At 72.6% G+C, this 24,600-nt stretch carries 26 protein-coding genes; 13 read left to right on the forward strand and 13 right to left on the reverse strand.

Features of this window, described 5'->3' with window-relative positions; genetic code table 11:
• Positions 1–27: 27 nt before the first annotated feature.
• Positions 28–804, forward strand: a complete 777-nt coding sequence (locus ASD90_RS03655; protein ID WP_056751768.1) for an SDR family oxidoreductase — start codon at positions 28–30, stop codon at positions 802–804.
• A gap of 17 nt (positions 805–821) precedes the next feature.
• Here the strand turns inward: ASD90_RS03655 and ASD90_RS03660 are convergent, their stop codons facing one another.
• Positions 822–1,622: a maleylpyruvate isomerase N-terminal domain-containing protein gene (locus tag ASD90_RS03660; RefSeq protein WP_056751771.1), complete on the reverse strand. Its 801-nt coding sequence runs from the start codon at positions 1,620–1,622 to the stop codon at positions 822–824.
• Between the two features lie 128 nt (positions 1,623–1,750).
• Between ASD90_RS03660 and ASD90_RS03665 the strand changes: the two genes are divergently transcribed.
• Together ASD90_RS03665 and pyrE are read left to right on the forward strand one after the other, a co-directional pair.
• Positions 1,751–2,299, forward strand: coding sequence for a YciI family protein (locus ASD90_RS03665; RefSeq protein WP_056751775.1), 549 nt, complete (start codon positions 1,751–1,753; stop codon positions 2,297–2,299).
• A 24-nt stretch (positions 2,300–2,323) separates the two neighbouring features.
• Positions 2,324–2,887, forward strand: a complete 564-nt coding sequence (pyrE, locus tag ASD90_RS03670) for an orotate phosphoribosyltransferase (protein WP_056751776.1) — start codon at positions 2,324–2,326, stop codon at positions 2,885–2,887.
• Here the strand turns inward: pyrE and ASD90_RS03675 are convergent.
• Together ASD90_RS03675 and ASD90_RS03680 are read right to left on the reverse strand one after the other, a co-directional pair.
• Positions 2,851–3,540: a hypothetical protein gene (locus tag ASD90_RS03675; protein ID WP_200958525.1), complete on the reverse strand. Its 690-nt coding sequence runs from the start codon at positions 3,538–3,540 to the stop codon at positions 2,851–2,853. The two genes, pyrE and ASD90_RS03675, sit on opposite strands and share 37 nt — an antisense overlap.
• The gene (locus tag ASD90_RS03680; protein ID WP_056751778.1) at positions 3,537–3,830 is read right to left on the reverse strand and encodes a DUF1905 domain-containing protein; all 294 of its coding nucleotides are present in this window, start codon (positions 3,828–3,830) and stop codon (positions 3,537–3,539) included. Before ASD90_RS03680 ends, ASD90_RS03675 begins: the two co-directional genes overlap by 4 nt.
• A gap of 131 nt (positions 3,831–3,961) precedes the next feature.
• On the opposite strand from ASD90_RS03680, the gene ASD90_RS03685 reads away from it, so the two are divergent.
• Positions 3,962–4,699 carry a LemA family protein gene (locus ASD90_RS03685; protein ID WP_056751779.1) on the forward strand — a complete coding sequence of 246 codons (738 nt, stop codon included), beginning with the start codon at positions 3,962–3,964 and terminating at the stop codon, positions 4,697–4,699.
• On the opposite strand, the gene ASD90_RS03690 is transcribed toward ASD90_RS03685, so the two are convergent.
• The 4 genes from ASD90_RS03690 to ASD90_RS03705 all read right to left on the reverse strand — a co-directional run bounded on the left by ASD90_RS03690 (position 4,689) and on the right by ASD90_RS03705 (position 8,397).
• A complete protein-coding gene (locus ASD90_RS03690) occupies positions 4,689–5,639 on the reverse strand; it encodes a TIGR03086 family metal-binding protein (protein ID WP_056751783.1) in 951 nt (316 codons plus the stop codon). The two genes, ASD90_RS03685 and ASD90_RS03690, sit on opposite strands and share 11 nt — an antisense overlap.
• Positions 5,640–5,755: 116 nt before the next feature.
• A complete protein-coding gene (locus ASD90_RS03695; RefSeq protein WP_056751786.1) occupies positions 5,756–6,484 on the reverse strand; it encodes a DedA family protein in 729 nt (242 codons plus the stop codon).
• 258 nt (positions 6,485–6,742) lie between these two features.
• Positions 6,743–7,369, reverse strand: coding sequence for a hypothetical protein (locus tag ASD90_RS03700; protein WP_056751788.1), 627 nt, complete (start codon positions 7,367–7,369; stop codon positions 6,743–6,745).
• Positions 7,366–8,397, reverse strand: coding sequence for an SPFH domain-containing protein (locus ASD90_RS03705; RefSeq protein WP_235506371.1), 1,032 nt, complete (start codon positions 8,395–8,397; stop codon positions 7,366–7,368). The genes ASD90_RS03700 and ASD90_RS03705 overlap by 4 nt, the downstream gene beginning before the upstream one ends.
• Positions 8,398–8,432: 35 nt before the next feature.
• On the opposite strand from ASD90_RS03705, the gene ASD90_RS03710 reads away from it, so the two are divergent.
• Complete coding sequence (locus ASD90_RS03710) at positions 8,433–9,083, forward strand: TrmH family RNA methyltransferase (RefSeq protein WP_056751791.1); 651 nt, start codon at positions 8,433–8,435, stop codon at positions 9,081–9,083.
• 1 nt (position 9,084) lies between these two features.
• Here the strand turns inward: ASD90_RS03710 and ASD90_RS03715 are convergent, their stop codons facing one another.
• Positions 9,085–10,323, reverse strand: coding sequence for a citrate synthase (locus tag ASD90_RS03715; RefSeq protein ID WP_082588457.1), 1,239 nt, complete (start codon positions 10,321–10,323; stop codon positions 9,085–9,087).
• A 37-nt stretch (positions 10,324–10,360) separates the two neighbouring features.
• On the opposite strand from ASD90_RS03715, the gene ASD90_RS03720 reads away from it, so the two are divergent.
• A complete protein-coding gene (locus ASD90_RS03720; protein ID WP_056751796.1) occupies positions 10,361–11,533 on the forward strand; it encodes a citrate/2-methylcitrate synthase in 1,173 nt (390 codons plus the stop codon).
• Positions 11,534–11,769: 236 nt separating this feature from the next.
• Positions 11,770–13,011 (forward strand): MFS transporter, encoded by a 1,242-nt coding sequence (locus ASD90_RS03725; RefSeq protein ID WP_056751800.1) that lies wholly within the window; start codon positions 11,770–11,772, stop codon positions 13,009–13,011.
• A 12-nt stretch (positions 13,012–13,023) separates the two neighbouring features.
• Here the strand turns inward: ASD90_RS03725 and ASD90_RS03730 are convergent, their stop codons facing one another.
• From ASD90_RS03730 to ASD90_RS03745, 4 genes are read right to left on the reverse strand one after another with little or no spacing between them, the layout of a single operon-like run.
• On the reverse strand, positions 13,024–14,256 hold the full coding sequence (locus tag ASD90_RS03730; protein ID WP_082588459.1) for an ABC transporter permease: 1,233 nt from the start codon (positions 14,254–14,256) through the stop codon (positions 13,024–13,026).
• Complete coding sequence (locus ASD90_RS03735; protein WP_056751803.1) at positions 14,253–15,179, reverse strand: ABC transporter ATP-binding protein; 927 nt, start codon at positions 15,177–15,179, stop codon at positions 14,253–14,255. Before ASD90_RS03735 ends, ASD90_RS03730 begins: the two co-directional genes overlap by 4 nt.
• A gap of 36 nt (positions 15,180–15,215) precedes the next feature.
• On the reverse strand, positions 15,216–15,923 hold the full coding sequence (locus tag ASD90_RS03740; protein ID WP_056751806.1) for a response regulator transcription factor: 708 nt from the start codon (positions 15,921–15,923) through the stop codon (positions 15,216–15,218).
• Positions 15,920–17,284, reverse strand: coding sequence for a sensor histidine kinase (locus ASD90_RS03745; protein ID WP_056751809.1), 1,365 nt, complete (start codon positions 17,282–17,284; stop codon positions 15,920–15,922). The genes ASD90_RS03740 and ASD90_RS03745 overlap by 4 nt, the downstream gene beginning before the upstream one ends.
• A gap of 76 nt (positions 17,285–17,360) precedes the next feature.
• On the opposite strand from ASD90_RS03745, the gene ASD90_RS03750 reads away from it, so the two are divergent.
• A complete protein-coding gene (locus tag ASD90_RS03750; RefSeq protein WP_056751813.1) occupies positions 17,361–18,488 on the forward strand; it encodes a Xaa-Pro peptidase family protein in 1,128 nt (375 codons plus the stop codon).
• Positions 18,489–18,509: 21 nt separating this feature from the next.
• Here ASD90_RS03750 and ASD90_RS03755 read toward each other — a convergent pair whose 3' ends face one another.
• Positions 18,510–19,922, reverse strand: a complete 1,413-nt coding sequence (locus ASD90_RS03755; RefSeq protein WP_056751816.1) for an FAD-binding oxidoreductase — start codon at positions 19,920–19,922, stop codon at positions 18,510–18,512.
• 29 nt (positions 19,923–19,951) lie between these two features.
• Here ASD90_RS03755 and ASD90_RS03760 point away from each other — a divergent pair, with 29 nt between their 5' ends.
• The 5 genes from ASD90_RS03760 (at position 19,952) to ASD90_RS03780 (ending at position 24,557) form a co-directional block, all read left to right on the forward strand.
• On the forward strand, positions 19,952–20,794 hold the full coding sequence (locus tag ASD90_RS03760; protein WP_200958526.1) for a GNAT family N-acetyltransferase: 843 nt from the start codon (positions 19,952–19,954) through the stop codon (positions 20,792–20,794).
• 102 nt (positions 20,795–20,896) lie between these two features.
• The gene (gene fbaA, locus ASD90_RS03765) at positions 20,897–21,925 is read left to right on the forward strand and encodes a class II fructose-bisphosphate aldolase (protein WP_056751820.1); all 1,029 of its coding nucleotides are present in this window, start codon (positions 20,897–20,899) and stop codon (positions 21,923–21,925) included.
• Complete coding sequence (locus ASD90_RS03770) at positions 21,922–22,329, forward strand: DUF3151 domain-containing protein (protein WP_056751827.1); 408 nt, start codon at positions 21,922–21,924, stop codon at positions 22,327–22,329. Before fbaA ends, ASD90_RS03770 begins: the two co-directional genes overlap by 4 nt.
• 25 nt (positions 22,330–22,354) lie before the next feature.
• Entirely contained in the window at positions 22,355–23,158 is an 804-nt protein-coding gene (locus ASD90_RS03775; protein ID WP_056751829.1) for a Cof-type HAD-IIB family hydrolase, read from the forward strand.
• Between the two features lie 88 nt (positions 23,159–23,246).
• Positions 23,247–24,557: an adenylosuccinate synthase gene (locus tag ASD90_RS03780; RefSeq protein WP_056751831.1), complete on the forward strand. Its 1,311-nt coding sequence runs from the start codon at positions 23,247–23,249 to the stop codon at positions 24,555–24,557.
• Positions 24,558–24,600 lie beyond the last annotated feature (43 nt).

Below are 24,600 nucleotides of genomic sequence, written 5' to 3' on the forward strand. Positions count from 1 at the left end.
CGACGGCGTGTGCCTAGGGTGAGCCACATGACTGCACCGCGGACGACGCGACCCACGGCCCTCGTCACCGGCGCCAGCGCCGGCATCGGACACGAGTTCGCGCGGCAGCTCGCGGCCCGGCAGCACGACCTCGTGCTCGTCGCCCGCGACCGCGAGCGCCTCGACGCGGTCGCCGCGGAGCTGACGAGCAGGTATGCCGTCACGGCCGATGTGCTCGTCGCCGACCTCTCGGACCGGTCGGCCCTGCAGACGGTCGCCGACCGGGTGGCCGACCCGGAGCGTCCCGTCGACGTGCTCGTCAACAACGCCGGCTACGGCCAGCGCCGCAGCTTCCTGCGCAACGACGTCGCCGTCGAGGAGGCTGCCTTCGACGTGCTGACGAGGGCGGTGCTCGTGCTGTCGCACGCCGCGGGCGTCGCTATGCGCGAGCGCGGTCGTGGCCGCATCGTCAACGTCTCGTCGGTGGCCGGCTTCGTCGCCTCCGGGTCCTACTCCGCCGCCAAGGCGTGGGTCACGACGTTCAGCGAGGGGCTCGCGAGCGAGCTCGCCGGCTCGGGCGTCACCGTGACGGCCCTGTGCCCCGGCTTCACCAACACCGAGTTCCAGCAGCGCGCGGGGATCAGCAAGCCGGGGCCCGACTTCATGTGGCTCGACCCGACGCGGCTCGTCTCCGACTGCCTCGACGACGTCGACAAGGGCCGGGTCGTCTCGGTGCCGGGCCTGCAGTACAAGGCGATCGTCGGCCTGCTCCGCATCGTGCCGCGGTCGGTCGTGCGTCGCCGGGCCCGTCTCGTCCGCCGCTGACCGCCGGCCTACTCGGCCTACTCGGGCTCCCAGGCGATCAGCCGGTCCACGACCCGTCGGTCGCCCTCGATCGTCAGGGCCTCCAGCGGGCGGCGGCCGTAGAAGGCGGCGAGGACGATCTCGCTCGCCGTGCCGGTGGCGCGGGTGTCGGCCGTGTCCCGGCCGGTGGCGGCAGACCCCGGCGCGTCGGCCCCGGCCCGGCGTGCGACTCGGGCGCCGTCGGCGGAGAGCCAGAGCCGCCACGAGCGACCCTCGGTCGCCTCGTAGTCGACGACGGCGGGCTCGTGCGGCCAGGGGCTCGTCGTCGCGCAGCAGGTGGAGAGGAACTCCTCGACACCCTCGAGCGCCACGTCGGTGGGCAGCGGCTGGGGCGCTCCCGCCGTCAGCTGGGCGTCGTACGTGTGTACCGCGACCTCCTGGAGCTGGTGCCGGGCCACGGCGCCGCACGTCTGCGGAGACTGCGAGTCGCCCCACCACGTCCAGCAGCCACGGTCGGGGCCGGCGTCGCGCAGCGCGTCGAGGAGCAGCTCGGTCGACGCGGCGAGCCAGGCGTCCAGGGCCTCGGGCTCCCGCGGCGCGGCCGCGTCACCGTCTGACGGCGGCCGGATCCGCGAGGTCGCGGCGGGGCCGGCGGCGACCGTGGCCGCCCAGGAGCGTCGCCCCTCGCCCAGGTGGTGCACCAGGTCGCGCAGAGTCCAGTCGGGACAGGTCGGCACCTGCACGTCGAGGGTGGACGCCATCGAGACGGCGGAGCGGAAGGCCCGCGACCGCTCGTCGATGAGGCGCAGCAGGTCGGGGAACTCGAGCTCGCTCGTCACGGCGGTCTGTCTACCACCCGGCCGCGCCCACCCGACAGCGCTTTCCGGTCCGACGGCCGGCAGCACCCGGGCGTCGACGTGATCTCCGTCCGTTGCGCGTGCCCGGGGACCTCGGCGACGCTGGGCCCATGGAGTTCTTCTGCTACCACCGCGACCGTCCCGGGTCCACGCCGTTGCGCAACCGGATGGTGGAGCAGCACTGGTCCTACATGGACCGGTTCGCCGCGACGATGATCGCGCGCGGACCGACCTTCACCAGCGACGGGACGCTGACCGGCAGCGTGCACATCCTCGACCTGCCGGATCCCGCGGCCGCCCGCGCCTTCGCCTTCGACGAGCCGGGCTACCAGGCCGGGGCCTACCGCGACGTGCTGCTGCGGCGGTGGCACAACTCGCTCGGTCGGACGATGTGGGACTTCGGTGACGGCCGACCCGGTCTCGACCGCTACCTCGTGCTCGGCTTCACCCTGGAGCCCCTGGCAGACGCCGTCGAGCCCCCGCAGGGTGAGGCGCTCATCGCCAGCGGGCCGCTCCTGTCCGACGACGCTGCCTTCGTCCTCGGGATGGCCGTCCTGCTGGAGGCGCCCGACGCGGAACGGGCGCGGGAGGTCCTGACCCCCGACCGGTACGTGGGGGTCGAGGTGCACCTGTGGCAGTTCGGGGGGCAGCCCGACTGACGCGGGGCCCTACGATGGAGCCTCGTGACCGCTACTGACGCCGCCGCTGCCCGTGCCCGCCTGCTCGAGATCATCCGTGAGAAGGCGATCGTCCACGGTCGGGTGACCCTGAGCTCGGGCAAGGAGGCGGACTACTACGTCGACCTGCGCCGCATCTCGCTCGACGGTGAGGCCGCGCCCCTCGTCGGGATCGTCATGCGCGAGCTGACCAAGGACCTCACGTATGCCGCCGTCGGCGGCCTGACGCTCGGCGCCGACCCGGTCGCGACCTCGATGCTCCACGCCGCCGCGGCCGCCGGTCAGCGGCTCGACGCCTTCGTCGTGCGCAAGGCCGGCAAGGCGCACGGCCTCCAGCAGCGCATCGAGGGTCCGTCGATCACGGGCCGCCAGGTGCTCGTCGTCGAGGACACGACGACGACCGGGGCCTCGCCGCTCGCCGCCGTCGAGGCGGCCCGCGAGGACGGCGCCGAGGTCGTCGCCGTCGCGACCATCGCCGACCGTGCCACGGGAGCCGGTGAGAAGATCACCGCCGAGGCCGGCGTGGAGTACCGCTACGCGTTCTCGCTCGAGGAGCTCGGGCTCGCCTGAGACGTGCCCGGACGTCGCCCGACGTGCACCTCGTAGCCGGCGCGCAGGGCCTCGACCGACGAGGGTGGGGTGATCACCGTCGCGACGCCCGCACGGGGCCGCTCGAGGAGCGAGGCGGCATACGTGTTGTCGGGCTGCCACGGCAGCAGGCCTCCGTCGGTGACGACGGCCGGACCCGACCCGAGCAGCACGTAGGCGCCGTCGGGCACGTCGCCCCACGCGTACGCGTGCAGCCGCCGGGTGCGGCGCCTCGCGTCCCAGCGCTCGTCGTGCAGCAACCCGTCGAGTCCGGGGGCCGGCAGGTGGGTGGTGCGGTGCGCCGCGGCGACGAGGTCGCGGAAGCGGGAGAAGTCCGCGCGTCGGCACTCGGCGCACGGCCGGTGCCCGGCTGCGAGCGCGAGCGCCTCGTCGAGGAAGAAGAGGGGCGTGTAGTGGGCCGGGTCCCACTGCCGGACACGGCGGCCCCGGAAGTCAAGCACGCACGTGATCCACGCGCGTCCGACGTGGTGCCGGCGCACGTCACGCGTGCCCGCACCGTCGTGGAGGCGACCGCGGTTGCCCATGAGGTCGCCGAGCCCGGCGGCTGCGACGACGTCGCCGAAGGGGTCGACCCGGTTGCGTGCCGGACCGTTCGACGGGCGCGACGCCGTCACTCGAGCACCTCGAGCACGACGTCGGCCGGGTCGCCCTCGTCGAGGCCCTCGGCTCGCCGCACGGCCTTCTTGACCGGGAGCACGTAGGCACCCCGGGCGGCGTCGGGGAAGACCGAGGTGGTCCACGACGTGGCCCCGACCGTGGCCCGGACGCGCACCGACCCGAAGCCCCGCGGCGGACGCGGCACCTCGCGGATGCGGGCCGAGGCGTCCTCGCCGACCGTCACGAAGAACCATCCCGTCTGCGCCTCCCAGCGCCACAGGTCGGCCGTGAAGCGGAGCGTCGTCATGCGACCACGCTATGACCCGGCACCGACAGGAACCCCGGACGGCGGCGCGTCGTCGCACCAGCGCCCCGGTCCGCAGGTGCGTCCCCCGCACTAGGATCGGCACACTGACCGCCCTGCATTCGGGAGAACCCATGATCATCGTCTGGATCCTGCTCGGCCTCGTCGTGCTCCTCGCCGTCGTGGGCGTCGTCATGTACAACGGCCTGATCGGCCTGCGCAACAAGGTCGAGGAGGGCTGGCGCCAGATCGACGTCGAGCTGAAGCGCCGCCACGACCTCATCCCCAACCTCGTCGAGACGGTCAAGGGCTACGCCGCCCACGAGCGCGGCACGCTCGAGGAGGTCATGGCCGCCAGGTCCGCGGCGATGTCCGGTGCCTCGACGCCCGCCGCCGCGGCACAGGCCGAGGGCCAGCTGAGCCAGGCGCTCGGTCGCCTCATGGCCGTGGCCGAGGCCTACCCCGACCTCAAGGCCAACCAGAACTTCCTCGCCCTCCAGCAGGAGCTGACGAGCACCGAGGACCGCATCGCGAGCTCGCGCCGCTACTACAACGCCCTCGTGCGCGAGCTCAACACCAAGGTCGAGTCGGTGCCGTCCAACATCGTCGCCAACGTCGCCGGCGTGAAGCGGGCCGAGTACTTCGAGACCCCTGCCACCGAGGCCGTCGTCCCGAACGTGTCGTTCGGCGGTGACGGCGCCGGCGGCGCCGACACCCCGGCCGTCTCGGCGTCCACCCAGCCCGGCGCCGTGGGGGGCCCGTCCACGCAGCCCGGTGGCGCTCCCGGCGCGCTGCCCCAGGCACAGGCCCCGGGTGGGGCCCAGCCCGACCCGACGTCCGACTCCCAGGCGGGCCCGGGCGTCAGCCCTTGACGTAGGAGAGCTTCTCGCAGACGAGGCCGTCGCGCAGGCGCACGACGTCGACGCCACGGACGTGCCCCGGTGAGCCGTCGGGGGCGACCCAGGAGAAGCGCCAGCGCAGCACGCCGCGGTCGCCCGCGACGAAGGACTCCTCGGCCGTGAAGGCCGGGCTGCCGGTCTCGGTGAAGAGCGACTCCCACACCGAGCGCACGTCGGCGGCACCCTCGTGGCGGATGCCGTCCGGCGCCGGCCCCGTCGCCTCGAAGACGCAGTCGTCGGTCATGAGCGCCATGATCGCCTCGACGTCGCCGCGACCGAAGGCCGCGACGAAGGCGGAGAAACCGGCGTGCGTCGCACCCCACGCGGCGTCCCGCCCGAAGCGGGCGAGCAGGTCGGCCTGCGCGTCGCCACCCGACGGCGTACGCGGTCCGACGGCGCCGCCGGAGCGGTAGGCCTCCTCCATGGCGTCGAACCACGTCGCGACCTCCGTGACGAGCCCGGGGTCGAGAGTGCGGTCCTGTCCGATCGCGGCGGCCAGGTCCCAGCCGTGCACGAGGTGGTCGGCGACGAGCTGCCGGACGTACTCGTCCATCGACTCCTCCCCGTAGGACAGCTGCACGGTGCCGTGCGACGGGAGCGTCTCGTCGACGGTGCCGACGGCCTCGGTCGCGGCCGACGCCGCGGCGTCGCGGGGGTCCTCACCGAGGAGGTCGCCGTCGAGCCGGCTGCCGACGTCGGCGATCGTGCGGCCGCGCATCAGCGGCGACGTCCAGAGGTCCTCGCCGGCCACGTGGTTGACGAGGTCGCGGACCGTCCACTCGCTGCACGGCGTCGGCAGGCCCCACTGGTCGTCGGCGACCGCGGCGACCTGCTGCGACCACCACTGGACGCTGCGGCGGTAGCTCCCGCCGAGGTCGGGCCCGGTCTGCGGGGTCTCGGTCGCTGTGTCCATGACGTCCTCCGATCACCCCCCGGCACCACCAGTGTGCTCCGGGCGCGCGGCGCTCGTCAGGTCATCGCGCCAAGATGTGCCGACGTGCGGGACGCGTGGGGACGCGTGGGACGAGGTCAGGAGGTGCGGTCGCCGCCCGTCGCGTGGTCGGCGATGTCGCTCGCCGCCTCGGCGGTCTCGGCGGCGAGGGCCTTGGCCTGGCGGCGGTGCTTGACGAACTCGAAGAGCACGGGCACCAGCGAGACGGCGACGACGAGCAGGATGGCGATCTCGAGCTTGTCGGTGAGCCACGGGAAGGCCTGCCCGAGGAAGTAGCCGAGGAGCGTCACGCCGGCCACCCACAGGACGGCGCCGACGGCGCTCCACGTGAAGAAGCGGCGGCGCTCCATCCGGCTGACACCGGCGACGACGGTGATGTAGGTGCGCACGATCGGGACGAACCGGCCGATGACGAGGGCCTTGTTGCCGTGCCGGTCGAAGAAGTCCGTCGTCTGGTCGAAGTACTTCTTCTTCAGCACCTTGCCGTCGCGCGCATAGAGCGGTGTGCCGAGGGCTCGACCGATCTCGTAGCCGACGACGTTGCCGAGGAAGGCCGACGCGCACAGGATCACGATCGCGATGCCGAGGTTGACGTGCACCTGGCCGGTGGCGATGAAGAGTCCCACGGCGAAGAGGAGCGAGTCGCCGGGCAGGATCGGGAAGAGCAGCCCGCACTCGATGAAGACGATGGCGACCGCGATCCAGAAGAAGGCCTCGCCGTACTGCTGGAGCAGGTAGGTGGGGTCCATCCACTTGGGGCCGAGGGCCGGTGCGATGGCCGGCAGGGCGGCGGCGAGTGCGTGCATGGGTCACAGGGTATGCCGTGTGTCCGGGAGCGCCTGAATCCGCGCTGTCCTCCGCCTGTGGGTCTCGGGCGGGTCTCGAAGGCGTATCGATGGGACGACGTCCCTTCCGTCGGCGCGCGGCGGCGGTTCACGATGGACGCGGGAGCGAAGGAGGAGCGGCGGCACCTGCCGGAACACTCGGGGTCGTGGACGCCACGTCGGACACGACGGCGGACGTGCCGTCCTCCTCCTGATCCCGTGCCGCGCCGGCAGCCGCCCTCAGGCGACGGGCAGGTCCGCGAGGTTGACGGCGGCCACTGCCACGGTCGCGATGGCGGCCACGACGAGCAGCAGGCGCGCCGGTCGGTAGCGGAAGCTCGACAGGACCCCGGAGAAGAAGAGCGCGACCGCGAGCAGGATCGTGTTGATGACGTACTCGTGCGCGGTGTCCCCCGCCAAGAGGGCCACCTTGCTCGAGGCGTCCGCCTTCGCAGTGGCCGTCCGGTAGGGGCCGAGCTGGCCGTCCATGTAGCTCGTGTCGTCGATGAGTCGCGTCGGGGTCGCGCCCGCCTTGATCTCGGCCTCCCAGCGGTCGATGACGGGGAGCAGCTCCTCGCGGATCAGGGTCGCCCGGTAGAAACCGACGAGCTGGGTGTTCTTCGCCTGCACCGCCTGCGCGTACTGCGCGATCATGCTGCTGTCGTAGCTGACCCGCTGGGTCGCGACGCCGAAGAGCCGGCTGGCCTCGACGCGCTGGTCGGTCGACGTGCTCGTCGCGGTGCTCTGCACCCCGTTCCACTGGGCCGCCTGGTAGCCGCACCACGCGGTACCGACCGTGGCGAGCCCGAGCACGAGCACGGTGATCATCTCGATCAGCCGGTCGATGAACGACCCCTCGCGGTTCATTGCGGCTCAGTGCTCGCCGGCTGGTCGGCGGTGGCGGACGGGTCGACGGGGGTGTCCTCGCGGACCGTGAGCCCGAGCCGGCCGGGTCCGTAGCCGGGTCGGCGACGGCCCACCTGAACCCCGTCGGAGCGCTGCACGAGGTCGCGCCACAGGTCCGTCTCGCGGTAGCGCCAGGCGTCCTCGCGTGCGGTCGTGATCTCCTCCGCGAGCCGGCCGTCGTTCTGGGCCTGGGCGATCCGGGTGGCAGCCTCGGCCTCCTCGAGGGCCAGCTCGAAGCCGGCGCGCACCGTGGCCTGGATGACCTCACCGGTGCGGCCGAGGTCCACGGGTCCGAGCACGAAGCCCGCGACGCGGATTCCGTGCTCCTCGAGGGCGGCGGTGACGGCCTCTGCGAGCCGGGTCTCGGTGTCGGACCGGGCGCGACCGAAGAGGGCATCGACCGTGACGTCCGGATCGCTCAGCGCGCGGCTGATGGCCCGACCGCTCTCGTCGCGCACCAGGCCGTGCACGCCCTGGGGCCCGAACCGCTCGTGCACGGTGCGGAGCCGCTCGGGGATGATCGCGTAACGCACCGTGTAGGCGACGTCGGCCAGGGCCCGGTCGCCGAGGGCACAGCTCAGGCTCGGCCCGGTCCGGTCGAGCTCCGACACCGCCGACGAGGCGTCCTCGCCGGCGCGGTAGGCCATCTCGACCGAGGGATACTCGACGACCATCGTCTTGCGCAGCAGCGGGACCCAGTGCCGGCCGGGAGTCAGGGAGTGGTCGGTGGCCCTGCCGTTCTTCAGCACCAGTCCCAAGGCTCCCGCAGGCACCTTGATGACCGAGGCCGCGATGACCATCCACGCGAGGATCCCGAGCATCGGGATCAGGAGCACGAGGAGGATGACGACGGCTGCGGTGCTCATGACGGTCGCCGAGAGGTCGTGCGGGTCGTCGAGGTCGTGGATCGCATCGCAGGTCTCCTGTCGCCACTCGGCCGTGCGGCTGCGTCGTCCGGCCGGTCGCCCGGTCGTTAGTCTTCCGGGCATCGGATGTGACACCAGAATGAGCCGGAAGGGGACCCGTGGCATCGCCTGAAGGGGGTGAGACCCCGCAGGAGCCGGCCGCCGTCGTGGGGGTCGGCCCGTGGGAGGGCCGATGGCCGGCCGGCGACCAGTGGGACCCCGACCTGCTCGAGCACGGCGACCGGCGCAACGTCGTCGACGCGTACCGCTACTGGCGACACGACGCGATCGTCGCCGACCTCGACACCAGGCGTCACGACTTCCACGTCGCCGTCGAGAACTGGGGCCACGACTTCAACATCGGCTCGGTCATCCGCACGGCGAACGCCATGGGTGCCCGCGCCTTCCACATCGTCGGCCGGCGGCGCTGGAACCGTCGCGGCGCCATGGTCACCGACCGCTACCAGCACGAGCACCACCACCCGGATGCCGCCTCGCTCGCGGCATGGGCCCGGCTCGAGGGGCTCACGCTCATCGGTGTCGACAACCTGCCGGGCTCGGTGCCCATCGAGACCTTCGACCTGCCCCGCCGGTGCGTGCTCGTCTTCGGTCAGGAGGGCCCGGGCCTGTCCGAGCCGATGCGCGGCGAGTGCGCGGCCGTGCTGCACATCGAGCAGTTCGGCTCGACCCGTTCGATCAACGCCGGTGCCGCCGCGGCGATCGCGATGCACGCCTGGGTGCGCCGGCACGTCTTCGACCAGCAGGTGTAGCTCAGCCCTGCGGGTCCCGGCCCCGCCAGCGCAACGGCTCCTCGGCGTACTCCTCGACGACGTGTGCGGCGACGCCGACCGACCTGGCCACCTGGAAGACGACCTCGCCCGACTCGGCGGGGAGGCCGAGGGCGTGGAGCACCGCAGCGCTCGCGAGGTCGATGTTGGGGAGCGCGCCGGTGCGCTCGGCGACGAGCGTGGCGAGGCCCTCGACGCGTCTCCTCAGCCGGGTCGTGCCGCGCCGCCGCCACAGGGCGTCGAGCACGACGTCGGCCCGCGGGTCGCCGTCGGGGTAGAGGAAGTGGCCGAAGCCCGCGACCCCACCGCGCTCGCGCAGCGACCGGGCCACGAGCACGGCAGGGTCGACGCCGTCGGCGAGCAGGGCATGGGCGGCCACCGGGGCGGCCCCGTGGAGCGGGCCGGCCATCGCCGCGTAGGCGGCCGACAGGCAGTCGTCGAGGCCGGCACGGGTCGAGGCGGCAACCCGCGCGGCGACCGTCGAGGCCGTGAGTCCGTGGTCGAGCAGGGCGACGAGCAGGACCCGGAGCACGGCGACGTCGGCGCGGGCCGACGGCGCGCCACCCAGTGCCGCCAGCGCGAGGCCGGCGAGGTCGAGCCGCGCCGGATCGGGGGTCCCGGCAGCGCTCGCGACGAGCGTCAGAGCGGCCCGCAGGGTCGGGAGCGCTGCGGCCCTCACCCGGTCGGGGTCGGTGTCGGAGGCGAAGGCGTCGGCCGCCGCGAGCAGCTGCACGGCCACCGGCATCCGGCGTTCGAGGGGGAGTCCCGACAGGTCGACCGGGGTCGTGGGCAGCCGGGCTGACGACGACGGCGGCGGCACCGCGGTCCCCAGCACGACGGCCGCCGCTGCCTCGAGCGAGGGCAGGGCGACGACCTCCCCCAGCGGGTGGCCGCGGTAGAAGAGCTCGCCCTCCGCCTGGCTGCTCACCGAGGTGGCGATGCTGCGGAACCGGAGCACGGGCCGCGGGCCGCCCGGTGGACGCGTCGCCGAGGCCATGGCATCGATCTGCGTCCGGTCGAAGAGGCTCTCCTGCTGGCCCGGTCGGCGTTCGCTGCGCAGCAGGCCGCGGCTGACGTAGGCGTAGAGCGTCGCACGCTTCACGCCGAGTCGCTGCGCCGCCTCGGTCGTCGTGATCCAGGTGCCTGGTGTCGCCGCCACGTCCGCCTCCGGGTTGATCGGGTCAACATTGACGCGATCAACATTGACGGTGTTGATCAACATCGTTGAGAGTGACGAGTGAACCTGAAAGGAGGACACCATGTCCACCACTCCCACCGGATTCATCAGCGTCCCGAGGGGTCTCGCCAAGGTCGTCGTCACCGACACCGAGCTCGGCGACGTCCGCGGCGACGAGGGCTTCTTCCACTACAGGCAGTACTCGGCCGTCGAGCTGGCCGAGCGGGTCGGCTTCGAGCAGGCCTGGCACCTCCTCGAACGCGGCCACCTGCCCGACGACGCCGAGCTGTCGGCCTTCACCGCCGAGGTGGGGCGCCTGCGCGTCATGCCCCGGGGTCTCGCCGACCTGCTGCCCGCCATCTGCGCGACGACCACCGACTCGCTCCAGGTGCTGCGCACGGCCCTGTCGGCGTGGGGCGGCATCGCCGGTCTGCGGCCGCTCTACGACTGCGACGAGGACGAGAAGGTCGCGGCAGCCCTCGCCGCCGTCGCCGTCACGCCGACGATCCTCGCTGCGGCCCACCGCCTCCACCAGGGGCTCGAGCCCGTGCCGGCCGACCCGACCCTGCGCCACGCCGAGGACTACCTGCGCATGGTGACCGGACGTCTGCCCTCGGCGCGCGACGCCCGCGCCGTCGAGCAGTACCTCGTCGCGACGATGGACCACGGCTTCAACGCGTCGACGTTCACGGCGCGGGTCGTCGCGAGCACCGGCGCCGACCTCGCCGCCTGTCTCGTCGCGGCCATCGGCTCGTTCTCGGGCCCGAAGCACGGCGGTGCGCCGAGTCGGGCCCTCGAGGCTCTCGACGAGATCGGCACCCTCGACCGGGCCGACGGCTGGGTGCGTGAGCGCATCGCGTCCGGCGACCGGATCATGGGCTTCGGCCACGCCGTCTACCGCACCCGCGACCCGCGATCGGAGATGCTCAAGGAGATCGCCCGCGGGTGGGACGACCCCCTCGTCGACCTCGCGGTCGGTGTCGAGGACGCCATCGAGCGCGCGCTCGCCGAGCTCAAGCCCGGGCGGGAGCTCCACGCCAACGTCGAGTTCTACGCCGGCGTCGTCATGAGGCTCGCGGGCCTGGAGCCGTCGATGTTCACGCCGACGTTCTGCGTCGCGCGCGTCGTCGGCTGGACCGCGAACGTCCTCGAGCAGAGTCGCGACCCCAAGATCATCCGGCCGGCGGCGCGCTACGTCGGGCCGCCGCCGCCCCAGCCGGTGCCTGCCGGCAGGCGCACTCCGCAGCCGGCCTAGGCCTGGTCCAGGAGGCGGGCATCGAGCAGACCCCGACGCATCCGGTTGCCGGGGCCTGCTCGGCGCGACCGGGGGAGCATCCGGTCGCTGGGTCGCCCGGAGCCCTCCGAACGTCATCTCCACGGTAGGGCAGGACCGACCCCCTCCGGTCGACGATCGGGTCAGAACTCGACAAGGTGGTGTCAAGGAACCGTCGGCATCGCGTAAGGAGGACCCCCAGCGTGGGAGCGGCACGGGTGGAAACCTCCCGCAATGCCGCATTCGTCCGCTTCTGGATCGCCGACGCCGTCTCCAACCTCGGCACCTTCGTGTCGGCGCTCGCCCTCCAGCTGCTCCTCATCGAGACCCTCCACGCAGACCAGACGGCCCTCGGGATCGTGCGGGCGGCGACGTGGCTGCCCTACCTGCTCTTCGGCATGCTCGCCGGCGTCGTCGTCGACCGGGTCCGGCGCCGCCCGCTCCTCATCGGGGCCGACCTGCTGTGCGCGCTGCTCATCGGCACGATCGGCGCCCTCGCCCTGACCGGCCACCTGACGGTGCCGCTCGTCGCCGTCCTCGTCTTCGGCGCCGGGTCGGCGTCGATGTTCTTCAGCGCCGCCCACCTGTCCTTCCTGCCGACGATCGTGCCGGAGACGCGCCTGGCCTCGGCGAACGCACGCCTGGCGCAGACCTACTCGGCGACCCAGTCGCTCGGACCGCTCATCGGCGGGGCGCTCGTGCGGCTGCTGTCCGCCCCCGTGGCGGTGCTCGTCGACGCCGTGTCGTATGCCGTGTCGGCTCTCGTGCTCATGACGGTCCGCGCCGAGGAGCGGGCACCCGAGCGCACCGCCGAGCGGCACGTGTGGCGCGAGCTGCGCGAGGGCGCGGCCTGGGTCTACCGGCACGCGGTGCTGCGCCCGTACGCCATCTCGCTCCACCTGTGGTTCTTCGCCAACGCCATGGTCACGACGGTCCTCGTCTACTTCGCCACGACGGAGCTGCACCTCGACCCGCTCGCGATCGGGCTCGTCCTCGCCGCGACGGGTGTGACCGGCGTCCTCGGCGCGGGCCTGTCCCCGCGACTCGGCCTGCGCTTCGGCACCGGACGGGTGATCACGACGACCGAGTGGCTGAGCCCGGCGGCATACGCTCTCCTGCTCCTCGCCCGACCCGGGCCGTATGCCGTCGTGTGGCCCCTCCTCGCGAACGCGCTCTTCGGCCTGGCGATGGGGCTGCGGGACCCGCTCGACATGAGCTACCGCAACCTCGTGACGCCCGACCGGCTGCGGGGCCGGATGAACGGGACGATCCGGTCGCTCAACTGGGGCTCGATCGCCGTGGCCGCACCGATCAGCGGACTCGTCGCCGCGACGTGGGGCAACCGCGTCGCCATCGCGCTCGGAGTGGTGGGGCTCGCGGTGGCTGCCCTGATCCTGTGGTGCTCGCCCTACCGGCACGTGACGACCCCCGGGGAGCGAGCCGACCAGGGCCGCGACTGAGGGCAGGCCGGGTCAGTCCGCCGCGCGGAGAGCCTGCCTCCACGACACCCGACCGCCGGTCTGCATGAGCGAACGGCGGTAGATCTTCTCGCCGACGAGGACGGTCCCGGCGGAGAAGGCCGCCATGAGCAGCAGGGCCACGACCGGCTCCCACCAGGCGGCGTCGCCCGCGATGATGCGGCCGGGCATCGCCACGACCGACACGATCGGCACGAAGGACGCGACCTTGAGCGCCGTCCCGCTCAGGGCGAAGCTCGCGAAGTAGACGAGCATGAGCACGGTCGTCATCGGCGAGGTCGTCGACTGGAGGTCCTCGGTGCGCGAGGCGAGCGCTCCCGCCACGGCGAAGAGGCAGGCGAGCGCGAAGAAGCCGACGGCGAAGAAGAGGACGAACCACAGCACGGCCGTCGAGAGCGCCGGCAGCAGCGACGACCAGTCGGTGAACGAGACCGCGACGAGTCCGACCCCGGCGAAGAGCACGACCTGCGCCAGGGCGATGGTGGCGTTGCCGACCACCTTGCCGGCCAGCAGGGCGCGCAGGGGGATCGCCGTGGCGATGATCTCCACGAGTCGCGACTGCTTCTCCTCGACGACGCTCGCGGCGATCTGCTGCCCGAACATCAGCGCGCTCATGAGGAAGAGCAGCGCGAAGGCGAAGGTCGCGGCCTGGACGAAGCCCCGGTTCGTCGTCTGCCCGTCGAAGCGGTCCGCCGACAGGGTCGCACCGCGCTCGAGCGCCTCGACCGTCGTCCCGGCCGCGGCCGCGTTGCGGTCGAGAGCGGCGTCGCGGACGGCACCCTCGAGGGGGACCTGCAGCGACATCGACACGTCGTCGCCGGAGGTCAGGGTCCAGCCGCTCGGCGTCTCGTGCAGCCACGCGTCGACGTCGCCGCGGTCGACCGCGGCTCGGGCCGGCTCCTGCCCCGAGACGCTGGCCGCTGTGATGAGGACGGTGTCGCTGCTCGTCCTCGCGGCGGCGCCCGCCTGCTCGACGAGGCGCGTTCCCTCGGCCGACGAGACCGCCACGGTGTAGGTCGTGGTCTTGCCCGCCTGCCACGCCGAGAAGGCCGCGAAGCCGGCGATGATCACGAGCGTGAAGAGCGTCGAGTAGAGGAACGTGCGGTTCGTGACCCGCACGACGATCTCGCGCACGGCCACGATGACCCAGGGCCGCCCGACCTCGTCGTGGGTCGGGTCGGCGTCGGTCGTGATCGGCTCGACGGGGCGCTCGTGGGTGGTGGTCATGCGGTCACCTCGCGGTAGATCTGGGCCAGGCTGGGCCGCTGTGGGGAGAACTCGTGGACCTCGCCGCGTCGCAGGGCCTCTTCGAGGAGCGTCCGCTCGGCGCCGTGCTCGACGATCTCGAGCAGCGCCCTGCTCCCCTCGACGTCGACGGCGTGCACGCCCGCGATGCCGCGCACCCATCCCGCGTCACCGGACAGCACGAGCCGGTGGCGCGCGACCGACGTGGCCCGCAGGTCGTCCGGGGTGCCAGAGGCGACCACCCGGCCGCGGGCGAGCACGACGAGGCGCTCGCAGAGCCGCTCGACGAGGTCGAGCTGGTGGGAGGAGAAGAGGACGGGCACGCCCCGGGAGGTGTGCTCGCGCAGCAGGTCGGCCATGTTGTCGACGGCGGCCGGGTCGAGCCCGCTGAACGGCTCGTCGAGCACGAGCGCCCGGGGCCGACCCATGAGGGCCGCGATGATCTGCACCCGTTGCTGGTTGCCGAGCGACAGCTTCTCGACGTGGTCCCTGGCGCGGTCGGCGAGACCGAGGCGTTCGAGGTGCGTCGTCACCGAGGCCTTCGCCTCCGCGGCGCCGAGTCCCCGCAGCCGACCGAGGTAGACGAGCTGGTCGAGGACGGCCTGCTTGGGGTAGAGACCGCGCTCCTCGGGCATGTAGCCGAAAGCCCGCCGGTCGAGCGACGTGATCGGTCGCTGGTCCCAGAGCACCTCCCCGCTGGTGGGGGAGAGGACGCCCATGAGCATCCGCATCGTCGTCGTCTTGCCGGCGCCGTTGCCGCCGACGAAGCCGGTCAGCTGGCCGGCGGCGACGGTGAAGCTGACGTCGTCGACGGCTCGGATCTCCCCGAACGTGCGGGTCAGGTGGCGCAGCTCGATGGCGGCTGTCGCGCGCGGTCTCGTGAGTCGGTCCCCGGGTTCGATCATGGCGTCCACGCTAGGGCGGTGTGGGCCGCCGGGGGATCAGCCGCCCGGCTGACCCTCGGGGTCCCCCGGGAGGATGAGGCCCGCCTCGTAGGCGAGCACCACGGCCTGGACCCGGTCGCGCAGGTGGAGCTTGGCGAAGACGTTGGACAGGTGGGTCTTGACCGTCGCCTCGCCGACGAAGAGCCGCGCGGCGACCTCGGCGTTCGACAGGCCGCGGCCGACGAGTCCGAGCACCTCGAGCTCTCGCGGCGTCAGCTCGTCCAGGCGCGGGTCGCGGGTCGGCGGCGCCGCCGTGCCGACGAGTGCCGTGCGGCCGGGTGCCTCGGTCATCTGCGCGATGACGCGGCGGGTCACCTCGGGGGCCAGCAGGGCGTGGCCGCCCGCGACGGCCCGCACCGCCTCGACGAGGTGCTCGGCGTCGGAGTTCTTGAGCAGGAAGCCGCTGGCGCCGGCGCCGAGCCCGGCGAACACGTAGTCGTCGCGGTCGAAGGTCGTGAGGATGACGACCTTGGACAGGTCGTCGGCCACGATCCGCCGGGTCGCCTCGATGCCGTCCATGACCGGCATCTGCACGTCCATGAGCACGACGTCAGGGCGCAGCTCCCGGGTGAGCCGCACCGCCTCGACGCCGTCGCTCGCCTCGCCGACGACCTCGAGGTCGTCCTCCACCGAGAGGATGAGCGAGAAGCCCGAGCGCACGAGCCGGTGGTCGTCGACGAGCAGGACGCGGGTCCGCGCGGTCACGACGCCTCCTCGGGCAGCGGCATGCGGACCCGGACGCGGTAGCCGCCGGTCACCCGGGGCCCGATCTCGCTGACCCCACCGTGGGCCGCGAGGCGCTCGCGGACGCCGAGCAGGCCGAGGCCGGTACCGGACGTGCCGGATCGCGGGCGCCCGTCGTCGAGCACCTCCACCTCGGCGTAGCCGTGGAGGAAGCCCGGCTCCGGCCGGCGGTCGACCCGGACGAAGACCGTTGCGGCAGAGGCGGTCGAGTGCCGACGGATGTTCGAGAGCGCCTCCTGCACGGTTCGGTAGAGCGAGAGTCCCACCGGGTCCGGCACGGCGACGACCGCGCCGGGGGAGTCCTCGACGAGGCGGCAGTCGACCCGCATGCCGGCGGTCGACACCTCCTCGACGAGTGCGGGCACGTCGGCGAGGCGCGGTTCGGGGGATCGCGTGCCGTCGGGCCGCTCGTCCTCACCCGACCGGAGGGTGCCGAGCAGCTCGCGCATCTGCGTGACGGCCTCGCGCGATGACGTCTCGACCGACCTCAAGGCGGTCTCGGCGGCGTCGGCGTCACGTCGCAGCACCCGACGGGCCGCGGCGGCCTGGATGCCGATGACCGAGACATGGTGGGCGACGACGTCGTGGAGCTCACGCGCGATCCGCAGCCGCTCCTCGACGACGGCCTGCCGCTGCAGGCTCGTGGCCTGGGCGTCGATGGTGCGGGCCTGCTCGGCGAGGCGGTCGCGCTGCAGGGCGGCGCGCCAGGCGGCCTGGCCCAGGGCGATCGCGCCCCCGAAGTAGAAGACGTTGATGAGGAGGCTGTAGGTGACGTAGGCCGATGCGGGACTGAACAGGCCCTTGCGCTCGGGGAGCCGGCCGTCGTGGCTCAGGGCCTCCTCGATGCCGGAGCCCACCGCGAACTGCCACGTGAGCCAGCCGAACATGAGCAGGACGATCGCGACGACGACCCCGATCATGAGGCGCCGGTCACGTGCCCAGGCGACGCCGGTGAAGATGGCCACGAAGTAGACGACCTGCATCGGGACCGACGCGACGACGCCGGGCATCGTGAGGCCCACGACGAAGAAGTGCAGCGACAGGCCGGCTGCGACGGCCAGCGGCCAGCGTCGTCGCCAGACGAGGGGCACCGTGCCGGCGAGCACCGCGACGTGCGGCCACACCCACGAGTCCTGGAACGGGCCGAGCGCGTCGATGCTCCGGAGCAGCTCGACGCCGAGCGAGCCGGCGACGAGGAAGGCCAGCGCGACCCACGTGTCGACGCGCCTCGTGCGGGCAGGGTCGTCCGGCCGGCGCACCCAGTCGGTGTCGACCCCGGCCCACGTCTCGACGCGTGCGATCACCGTGCGGCCCCCGGACATGGGCACCAGCCTAGGCAGCGGGGTGGTCTCCCGGCTCCCCCGCGAGGAGGAGGCGCGGCGGCGGTACGGTCGGCGCATGGGTGTCAGCTCCTCCGTCCTCGACGTCACGACCATGCGCTCCCGGCTCGACCGGCTGCGCCGACACGCGGCCGATGCGGGGGTCGCGGCGACCGTCGTGTCGCCCGGCTCCGACCTGCGCTACCTCACCGGCATCGCGGGCTCGTCCTTCGAACGGCTGACGGCGCTCGTCGTGCCGACCGGCGCCGCGGTCGCACCCGTCTTCGTCTCGCCCGCGCTCGAGTACGCCGGGCTCGGTCACGTGCCCCTGGGCGAGCTCGGCATCGAGGTGCGCACGTGGGTCGACGGCGAGGACCCCTACGCCCTGGCGCTCGGCGGCGTACCGGGGGGCCGGGTCGCAGTGTCCGACATGACGCCCGCCCTGCACCTGCTGCGGCTGCGTGACGCCGGAGCCCCCGACCAGCAGCTCGCCGGGCCGGTGCTGCGCGAGCTGCGGATGCGCAAGGACGCGTCCGAGCTCGCCGAGCTGCGCGCCGCGGGTGCCGCCATCGACCGGGTGCACGCCCGGGTCGGCGAGTGGCTCCGAGCGGGCCGCACCGAGGCCGCCGTCGCCGCCGACATCGCGGCCGCGATCGTCGAGGAGGGCCACGCCAGAGCCGATTTCGTGATCGTCGGCGCCGGTCCCAACGGCGCCAGCCCGCACCACTCCGTCAGCGACCGCGTCATCGAGGACGGTGACGTGGTCGTCGTCGACATCGGTGGCCCGCTGCCCTCCGGCTATGGCTCCGACAGCACGAGGACGTATGCCGTGGGCTCGCCACGAGAGCCCGACGTGGCCTCGGCCTACGCCGCGTTGCAGGCGGCGCAGCAGGCATCCGTCGAGTCGGTGCGCCCGGGAACCACGTGCGAGGCCATCGACCGGGCCGCCCGCGACGTCCTCGCCGAGGCCGGGCTCGCCGAGCACTTCATCCACCGCACCGGCCACGGCATCGGGCTCGACGGGCACGAGGAGCCCTACATCGTCGCCGGCAACGACCTGCCCGTGGAGGCCGGCATGACCTTCAGCATCGAGCCCGGCGTCTACCTCGCGGGACGCTGGGGGGCGCGCATCGAGGACATCGTCGCGGTGACCGAAGACGGCGTCGAGCGCTTCAACACCCGTCCGACCGACCTCGTCGTCCTCTGAGACACCCGCTCGGCGCCGGGTTCAGGAGTCGAAGCCGACACCCATCCGGTCGAGCGCGCGCAGCCACAGGTTGCGACGTCCGGTGCGGTCCTCGGCCGCGAGCGACGACCGCGTGGCCCGCACGGCGGCATACCGGATCGGCTCGGGAGGGAAGGGGATCGGCTTGCGCCGCACCATCCCGAGCCGAGTGAGCTCGGTGTCCCTGCCGTCGACGAGGTCGAGGGCGACCGCCGCGCCGAAGCGGGTCGAGGCGACGCCCAGCCCGGTGTAGCCGACGGCGTACGCCATGCGTCCGCCGAGCGCCGTGCCGAAGACCGGCGTGAAGCGCGACGTCGTGTCGATGACCCCGGCCCAGCGGTGCGTGAACCGGATGCCCTCGAGCTGGGGGAGGAGGTCGAGGAAGTGGTCGGCGAGGAGGCCGTGCGAGGCGTCGGACTGCTCCAGCGCGGGGTCGATGCGGCCGGGGAAGTGGTAGTTCGCGTCGTAGCCGCCGAAGAGCACACGGTCGTCGAGCGTCCTTCTGTAGTAGTGGAACTGGTTGCCTGCGTCGGTGAGTCCCTCGCGACCCTTCCAGCCGATGGCGTCGAGCTGGGTCGGCGTCAGGGGCTCGGTCATGAGGACGTGGTCGTAGACGGGCAGCACCCACGCGCTGAGGCGCCTGAGCACGCCCTGCGACGCGTTCGTGCCGATGACGACGCGCCTCGCGTGGATCGAGCCGCCGTCGAGCGTCACCCGCACGCCGTCGCCCTCGGTGTCGAATGCCGTGGCGCGCGTGTGCTCGTGGAGCCTGACGCCGAGCGACTCGGCGGCGCGGGCCAGCCCCCAGACGAGGCGGGCCGGGTCGACGAGCGCGACCTCGGGGTCGTACATCCCGGCGAGGTAGCGCGGCGAGTCGACGCGCACACGGGCCTGCGTCGCGTCGAGCAGCTCCACCGGCACGCCGTGCGCCCGGTGCAGCTCGTACGACTCGCGCACGGACGGCACCTGGTGCTCGGTCAGAGCGAGGGTCAGCTCGCCGGGCACGTGGTGGTCGGCGTCGATGCCGTACGCCGTCAGCGACCTCTCGATGCCCGCGACGTTCTCGGCCGCGAGCCGGTCGAGGGTCTCCATCTCGTCGGGCCAGCAGCCGACGCCCTGAGCGAGCCCGTGCGTGAGCGACGGCGCCATGAAACCGCCGTTGCGACCCGACGCCCCGTCGGCCAGGCGGCCCGCCTCGACGACGACGACATCGCGCGCGGGGTCGGCCTCCTTGGCCTGGATCGCGGCCCACAGACCCGTGAACCCGCCTCCGACGACGAGCAGGTCGGTGCGCGGGGCGGCACCGGTGAGTGCCGCACGCGGGTCGGGGCGCTCGGGACGGTCGGTCCAGAACGGGACGGGGCGGGCGTCGGCGAGGGCAGCGGCGGCGCGGGGCGAGAGCGGGGAAACAGGCATGACGAGACGGATCAGACCATGCTTGGCTGGTGCCTGTGAACCCCCGTTCGTTCCAGAGCGATACCGACCCGGCACCCGCGCCCCTCCCCGAGCAGCTGCTCCGGGTCTTCCACGACCAGAGCCGCGCCCCCGTCCCGCTCGGGACGGCCGAGCGGCCCCTCGAGCTCGACGGACCCGTGCGCAAGCACTACGACCTCGACCCGGCCGGCCACTTCGCGATGGTCGAGAGCCCCGACGGCCTCGGTGACGACCCCGTGGGCCTCATCGCCCGCGTGCGCGACTTCTTCGCCGAGCGCGGCCAGAAGGTCGAGTGGAAGACGTACGACTACGACGAGCCGAGCGACCTCGGCGAGCGGCTCGAGGCCGCCGGCTTCGTCCGCGAGGACGACGAGGCGCTCATCCTCGGCGAGGCCGGTCCGCTGGCTGCGCAGGACCTGGCCCTGCCCGACGGCGTGGTCGTCCGGGCCGCCGACTCCGTCGAGGACTTCGTGCGGATGCGCACGATGTCCGAGGCGGTCTGGGGCGACGACCACGCCTGGGTGACGGAGTCCCTCTACCCCGAGTGGGTGGCCCGGCCCGACTCGATGGACGTCGTCGTCGTCGAGGAGTCCCGTGAGGGGCCGGTCCTCTGCGCGGCCCGCGGCGAGTACGACACGAGCGGGTTCACCGGGCTGTGGGGCGGGTCGACGCTCGCCGAGTGGCGCGGCCGTGGCCTCTACCGCGCCACCCTGCTCCACCGGGCCAGGCTCGGTCTCGAACGGGGCAAGGAGTACGTCCGCGTCGACGCCTCGCCCGACTCCGAGCCGATCCTCCGCCGCCTCGGGCTGCACCGGGTCGCGACGACGACCCCGTACGTCTTCGACCCCCGCTGAGCGGGCGCTCACCGGTGGGTGGGCACTCGTGGGCACGCGACGGCATACGTGGCAGGATTCACGGCGGATCGTGAACCCGCTCACCAGACAGCAGGAGTAGCAATGCCCATCGCCACCCCCGAGGTGTATGCCGACATGCTCGACCGCGCGAAGGCCGGCTCCTTCGCGTACCCCGCCATCAACGTCTCGAGCTCTCAGACGCTCAACGCCGCGCTCAAGGGCTTCGCCGACGCCGGCTCCGACGGCATCATCCAGGTCTCGACGGGTGGGGCGGACTACCTCTCCGGCCCGAGCATCAAGAACATGGTGAGCGGCTCGCTCGCCTTCGCGGCCTACGCGCACGAGGTGGCGAAGAACTACCCCGTCAACATCGCGCTGCACACCGACCACTGCCCCAAGGACAAGCTCGACGCCTTCGTGCGCCCGCTCCTCGCGGCCAGCACCGAGCGCGTCCAGGCCGGCGGCACGCCCTGGTTCCAGTCGCACATGTGGGACGGCTCGGCCGTGCCGCTCGACGAGAACCTGTCGATCGCCCAGGAGCTGCTCGCCCTCGCCAAGGCCGCGAACGTCATCCTCGAGATCGAGGTCGGGGTCGTCGGCGGCGAGGAGGACGGCGTCGAGGGTGCCATCGACGACAAGCTCTACTCGACGCCCGAGGACGCCATCGCGACCATCAAGGCCCTCGGCTCCGGCGAGAACGGTCGCTACCTCACGGCCCTCACCTTCGGCAACGTCCACGGCGTCTACAAGCCCGGCAACGTCAAGCTGCGCCCCGAGATCCTCCTGCAGGCGCAGCACGCCGCTGCCCAGGAGCTCGGACTCTCCGACGACGCGCGCCCCTTCGACCTCGTCTTCCACGGCGGCTCGGGCTCGCTGCCCGAGGAGATCTCGGCCGCCGTCGACAACGGCGTCATCAAGATGAACGTCGACACCGACACGCAGTACGCCTTCACGCGCGACATCGCCGGCTGGATGATCGGGAACTACGCCGGCGTGCTCAAGATCGACGGCGAGGTGGGCAACAAGAAGCAGTACGACCCCCGCGCCTGGGGCAAGTCGGCCGAGGAGGCCATGGCCAAGCGCGTCGTCGAGGCCTGCGACGCCCTCCGCTCGGCGGGCACGCACCAGTGAGCGACAACCTGCTCGGCATCCCCGAGACCCGGCTCGCGGTCGACCCGGCCGCCGAGAAGCTCGACGCCGGGGTCGACCCGGTGCAGGTGGCCGCGACGTACCCCGCGAGCTCGCTCGCGTGGGCCGTCCTCGCCGAGGACGCGCTCGCCGACGGTGACCGCGACGTCGAGGCGTACGCCTACGCCCGCACCGGCTACCACCGCGCGCTCGACTCGCTGCGCAAGTCCGGCTGGCGGGGCCAGGGTCCCGTGCCGTGGTCGCACGAGCCGAACCGCGGCTTCCTGCGGGCGCTCGCGGCGCTCGCCCGGGCGGCGCGCGCCATCGGTGAGAGCGACGAGGAGGCCCGCTGCACGCAGTTCCTGCGCGACAGCTCGGCCGAGGCGGCGCGCGAGCTCGGTCTCTGACCGGGCCGCTCGACCGCACGCACTCATGACCCTCTTCTGCTCCGACGTCGACGGCACGCTCCTCGACCACCGGCGCACGCTGTCCACCCGCACCGTCGCCGCCATCCGGGCGGTGCGGGAGGCCGGCCACACGTTCGCGCTCTGCAGCTCACGCATGCCGGCGTCCCTCGAGGGTCTCGAGCGGCTCTGTGGCGTCGAGCCGACGCCGCTCATCGCGTACAACGGCGGGCTCGTGCTGAGGGCCGACCGCTCGGTCGTCACCGACGTGCCGATCGCTGCCGAGGACGCGCGCGCCGTGTATGCCGTCTGCGAGGGACTCGACCTGCACGCGAGCTTCTTCTCCGGGGACGACTGGTACGCCTGGGGTCCCGACGAGTGGACCGAGCGCGAGGCGAGCATCACGGCCGTCGACCCGAGCCCCGAGTCGGCGCACCACTACGTCTCGCAGGGCCACGTCGACACGCAGCTGCCGCACAAGGTCATGGCCATGGGCGACCCGGCGTCGGTCGACACCCTCGAGACCGCACTCGCGGGGCGGCCTGGTCTCGTGACCTACCGGTCCAAGGACACCTACCTCGAGATCGCCAACGCCGCCTGCTCCAAGGGTGACGGCCTGCGCGCCCTCGCCGGCGAGCTCGGCATCGACGTCGCTGACACCGTCTTCTTCGGCGACAACCACAACGACGTCTCGGCCTTCGCCGTCGCGGGCACCGCCGTCGCGGTCGCCAACGCCGTCGACCCGGCGCTCGACGCGGCCACCGTCGTCACCGCGCACCACCGCGAGGACGGCGTCGCTGCCTACCTCGAGGACTGGCTGACCCGCCACTGAGACGTCGTCGGGCGGGACGGCGTCGGGGGCATCGGTCTCGAACCGATAACCTTGCGGTTGGCTTCAACCGCAACCGGAAGGCAGACCGATGCCGGCAATCGTGCTCGTCGGAGCGCAGTGGGGTGACGAGGGCAAGGGCAAGGCGACCGACCTGCTGGGCAGCAGCGTCGACTACGTCGTCAAGTTCAACGGCGGCAACAACGCCGGCCACACCGTCGTCATCGAGAAGGACGGCAAGCGCGAGAAGTACGCGCTGCACCTGCTGCCGTCGGGCATCCTCAGCCCCAACTGCGTGCCGGTCATCGGCAACGGCGTCGTCATCGACCTGTCCGTGCTCTTCGAGGAGCTCGACGGCCTCGACGCGCGCGGTGTCGACACGAGCAAGCTGCTCGTCAGCGCCAACGCCCATGTCATCCCGAGCTACAACCGCACCATCGACAAGGTGACCGAGCGCTTCCTCGGCAAGCGCCGCATCGGCACGACCGGTCGCGGTATCGGCCCCACCTACGCCGACAAGATGAACCGCGTCGGCATCCGCATCCAGGACCTCTACGACGAGGGCATCCTGCGCCAGAAGGTCGAGGCGGCCCTCGAGCTGAAGAACCAGGTGCTCGCGAAGATCTACAACACCCGCGCCGCCGCCGTCGACGACGTCGTCGAGGAGCTGCTGTCGTATGCCGTCCGCCTGGCTCCCATGGTCGCCGACACGAGCCTCGTGCTGACCCAGGCGCTCGACCGCGGCGACACGGTGCTCTTCGAGGCGGGGCAGGCGACCCTGCTCGACGTCGACCACGGCACCTACCCCTACGTGACGTCCAGCAACGCCGTTTCCGCCGGCGCCTGCACGGGCTCGGGCGTGCCCCCGACGCGCATCGACTCGGTCATCGCGATCCTCAAGGCCTACACGACGCGCGTCGGCGAGGGTCCCTTCCCGACCGAGCTGCACGACGACAACGGCGAGTTCCTGCGCAAGACGGGAGCCGAGTACGGCACGACCACGGGCCGTCCGCGTCGGTGCGGCTGGATGGACACGGTCGTCGGCCGCTACGCGACCCGCATCAACGGCGTCACCGACTTCGTCATCACCAAGCTCGACGTCCTCACGGGCCTCGAGAAGGTCCCCGTCTGCGTCGCCTACGACGTCGGGGGCGTGCGCCACGACGAGATGCCGGTCAACCAGACCGACTTCCACCACGCGACGCCGATCTACGAGGAGCTGCCGGGCTGGTGGGAGGACATCACCGCCTGCCGCTCCTTCGAGGACCTGCCGGCCAACGCCCAGGCCTACGTGCTGCGCGTCGAGGAGCTCATCGGCGCCCGCGTCTCGGCCATCGGCGTCGGACCGGGCCGCGACGAGATCATCGAGCGCTACCCGCTCAAGCCGGCCGTCGCCGGCTGACGCGTTCCAGCGTCACGAAGCACACGGCATACGAAAGCCTTTG

Source organism: Terrabacter sp. Root181 (assembly GCF_001428505.1).
GTDB lineage: Bacteria > Actinomycetota > Actinomycetes > Actinomycetales > Dermatophilaceae > Terrabacter.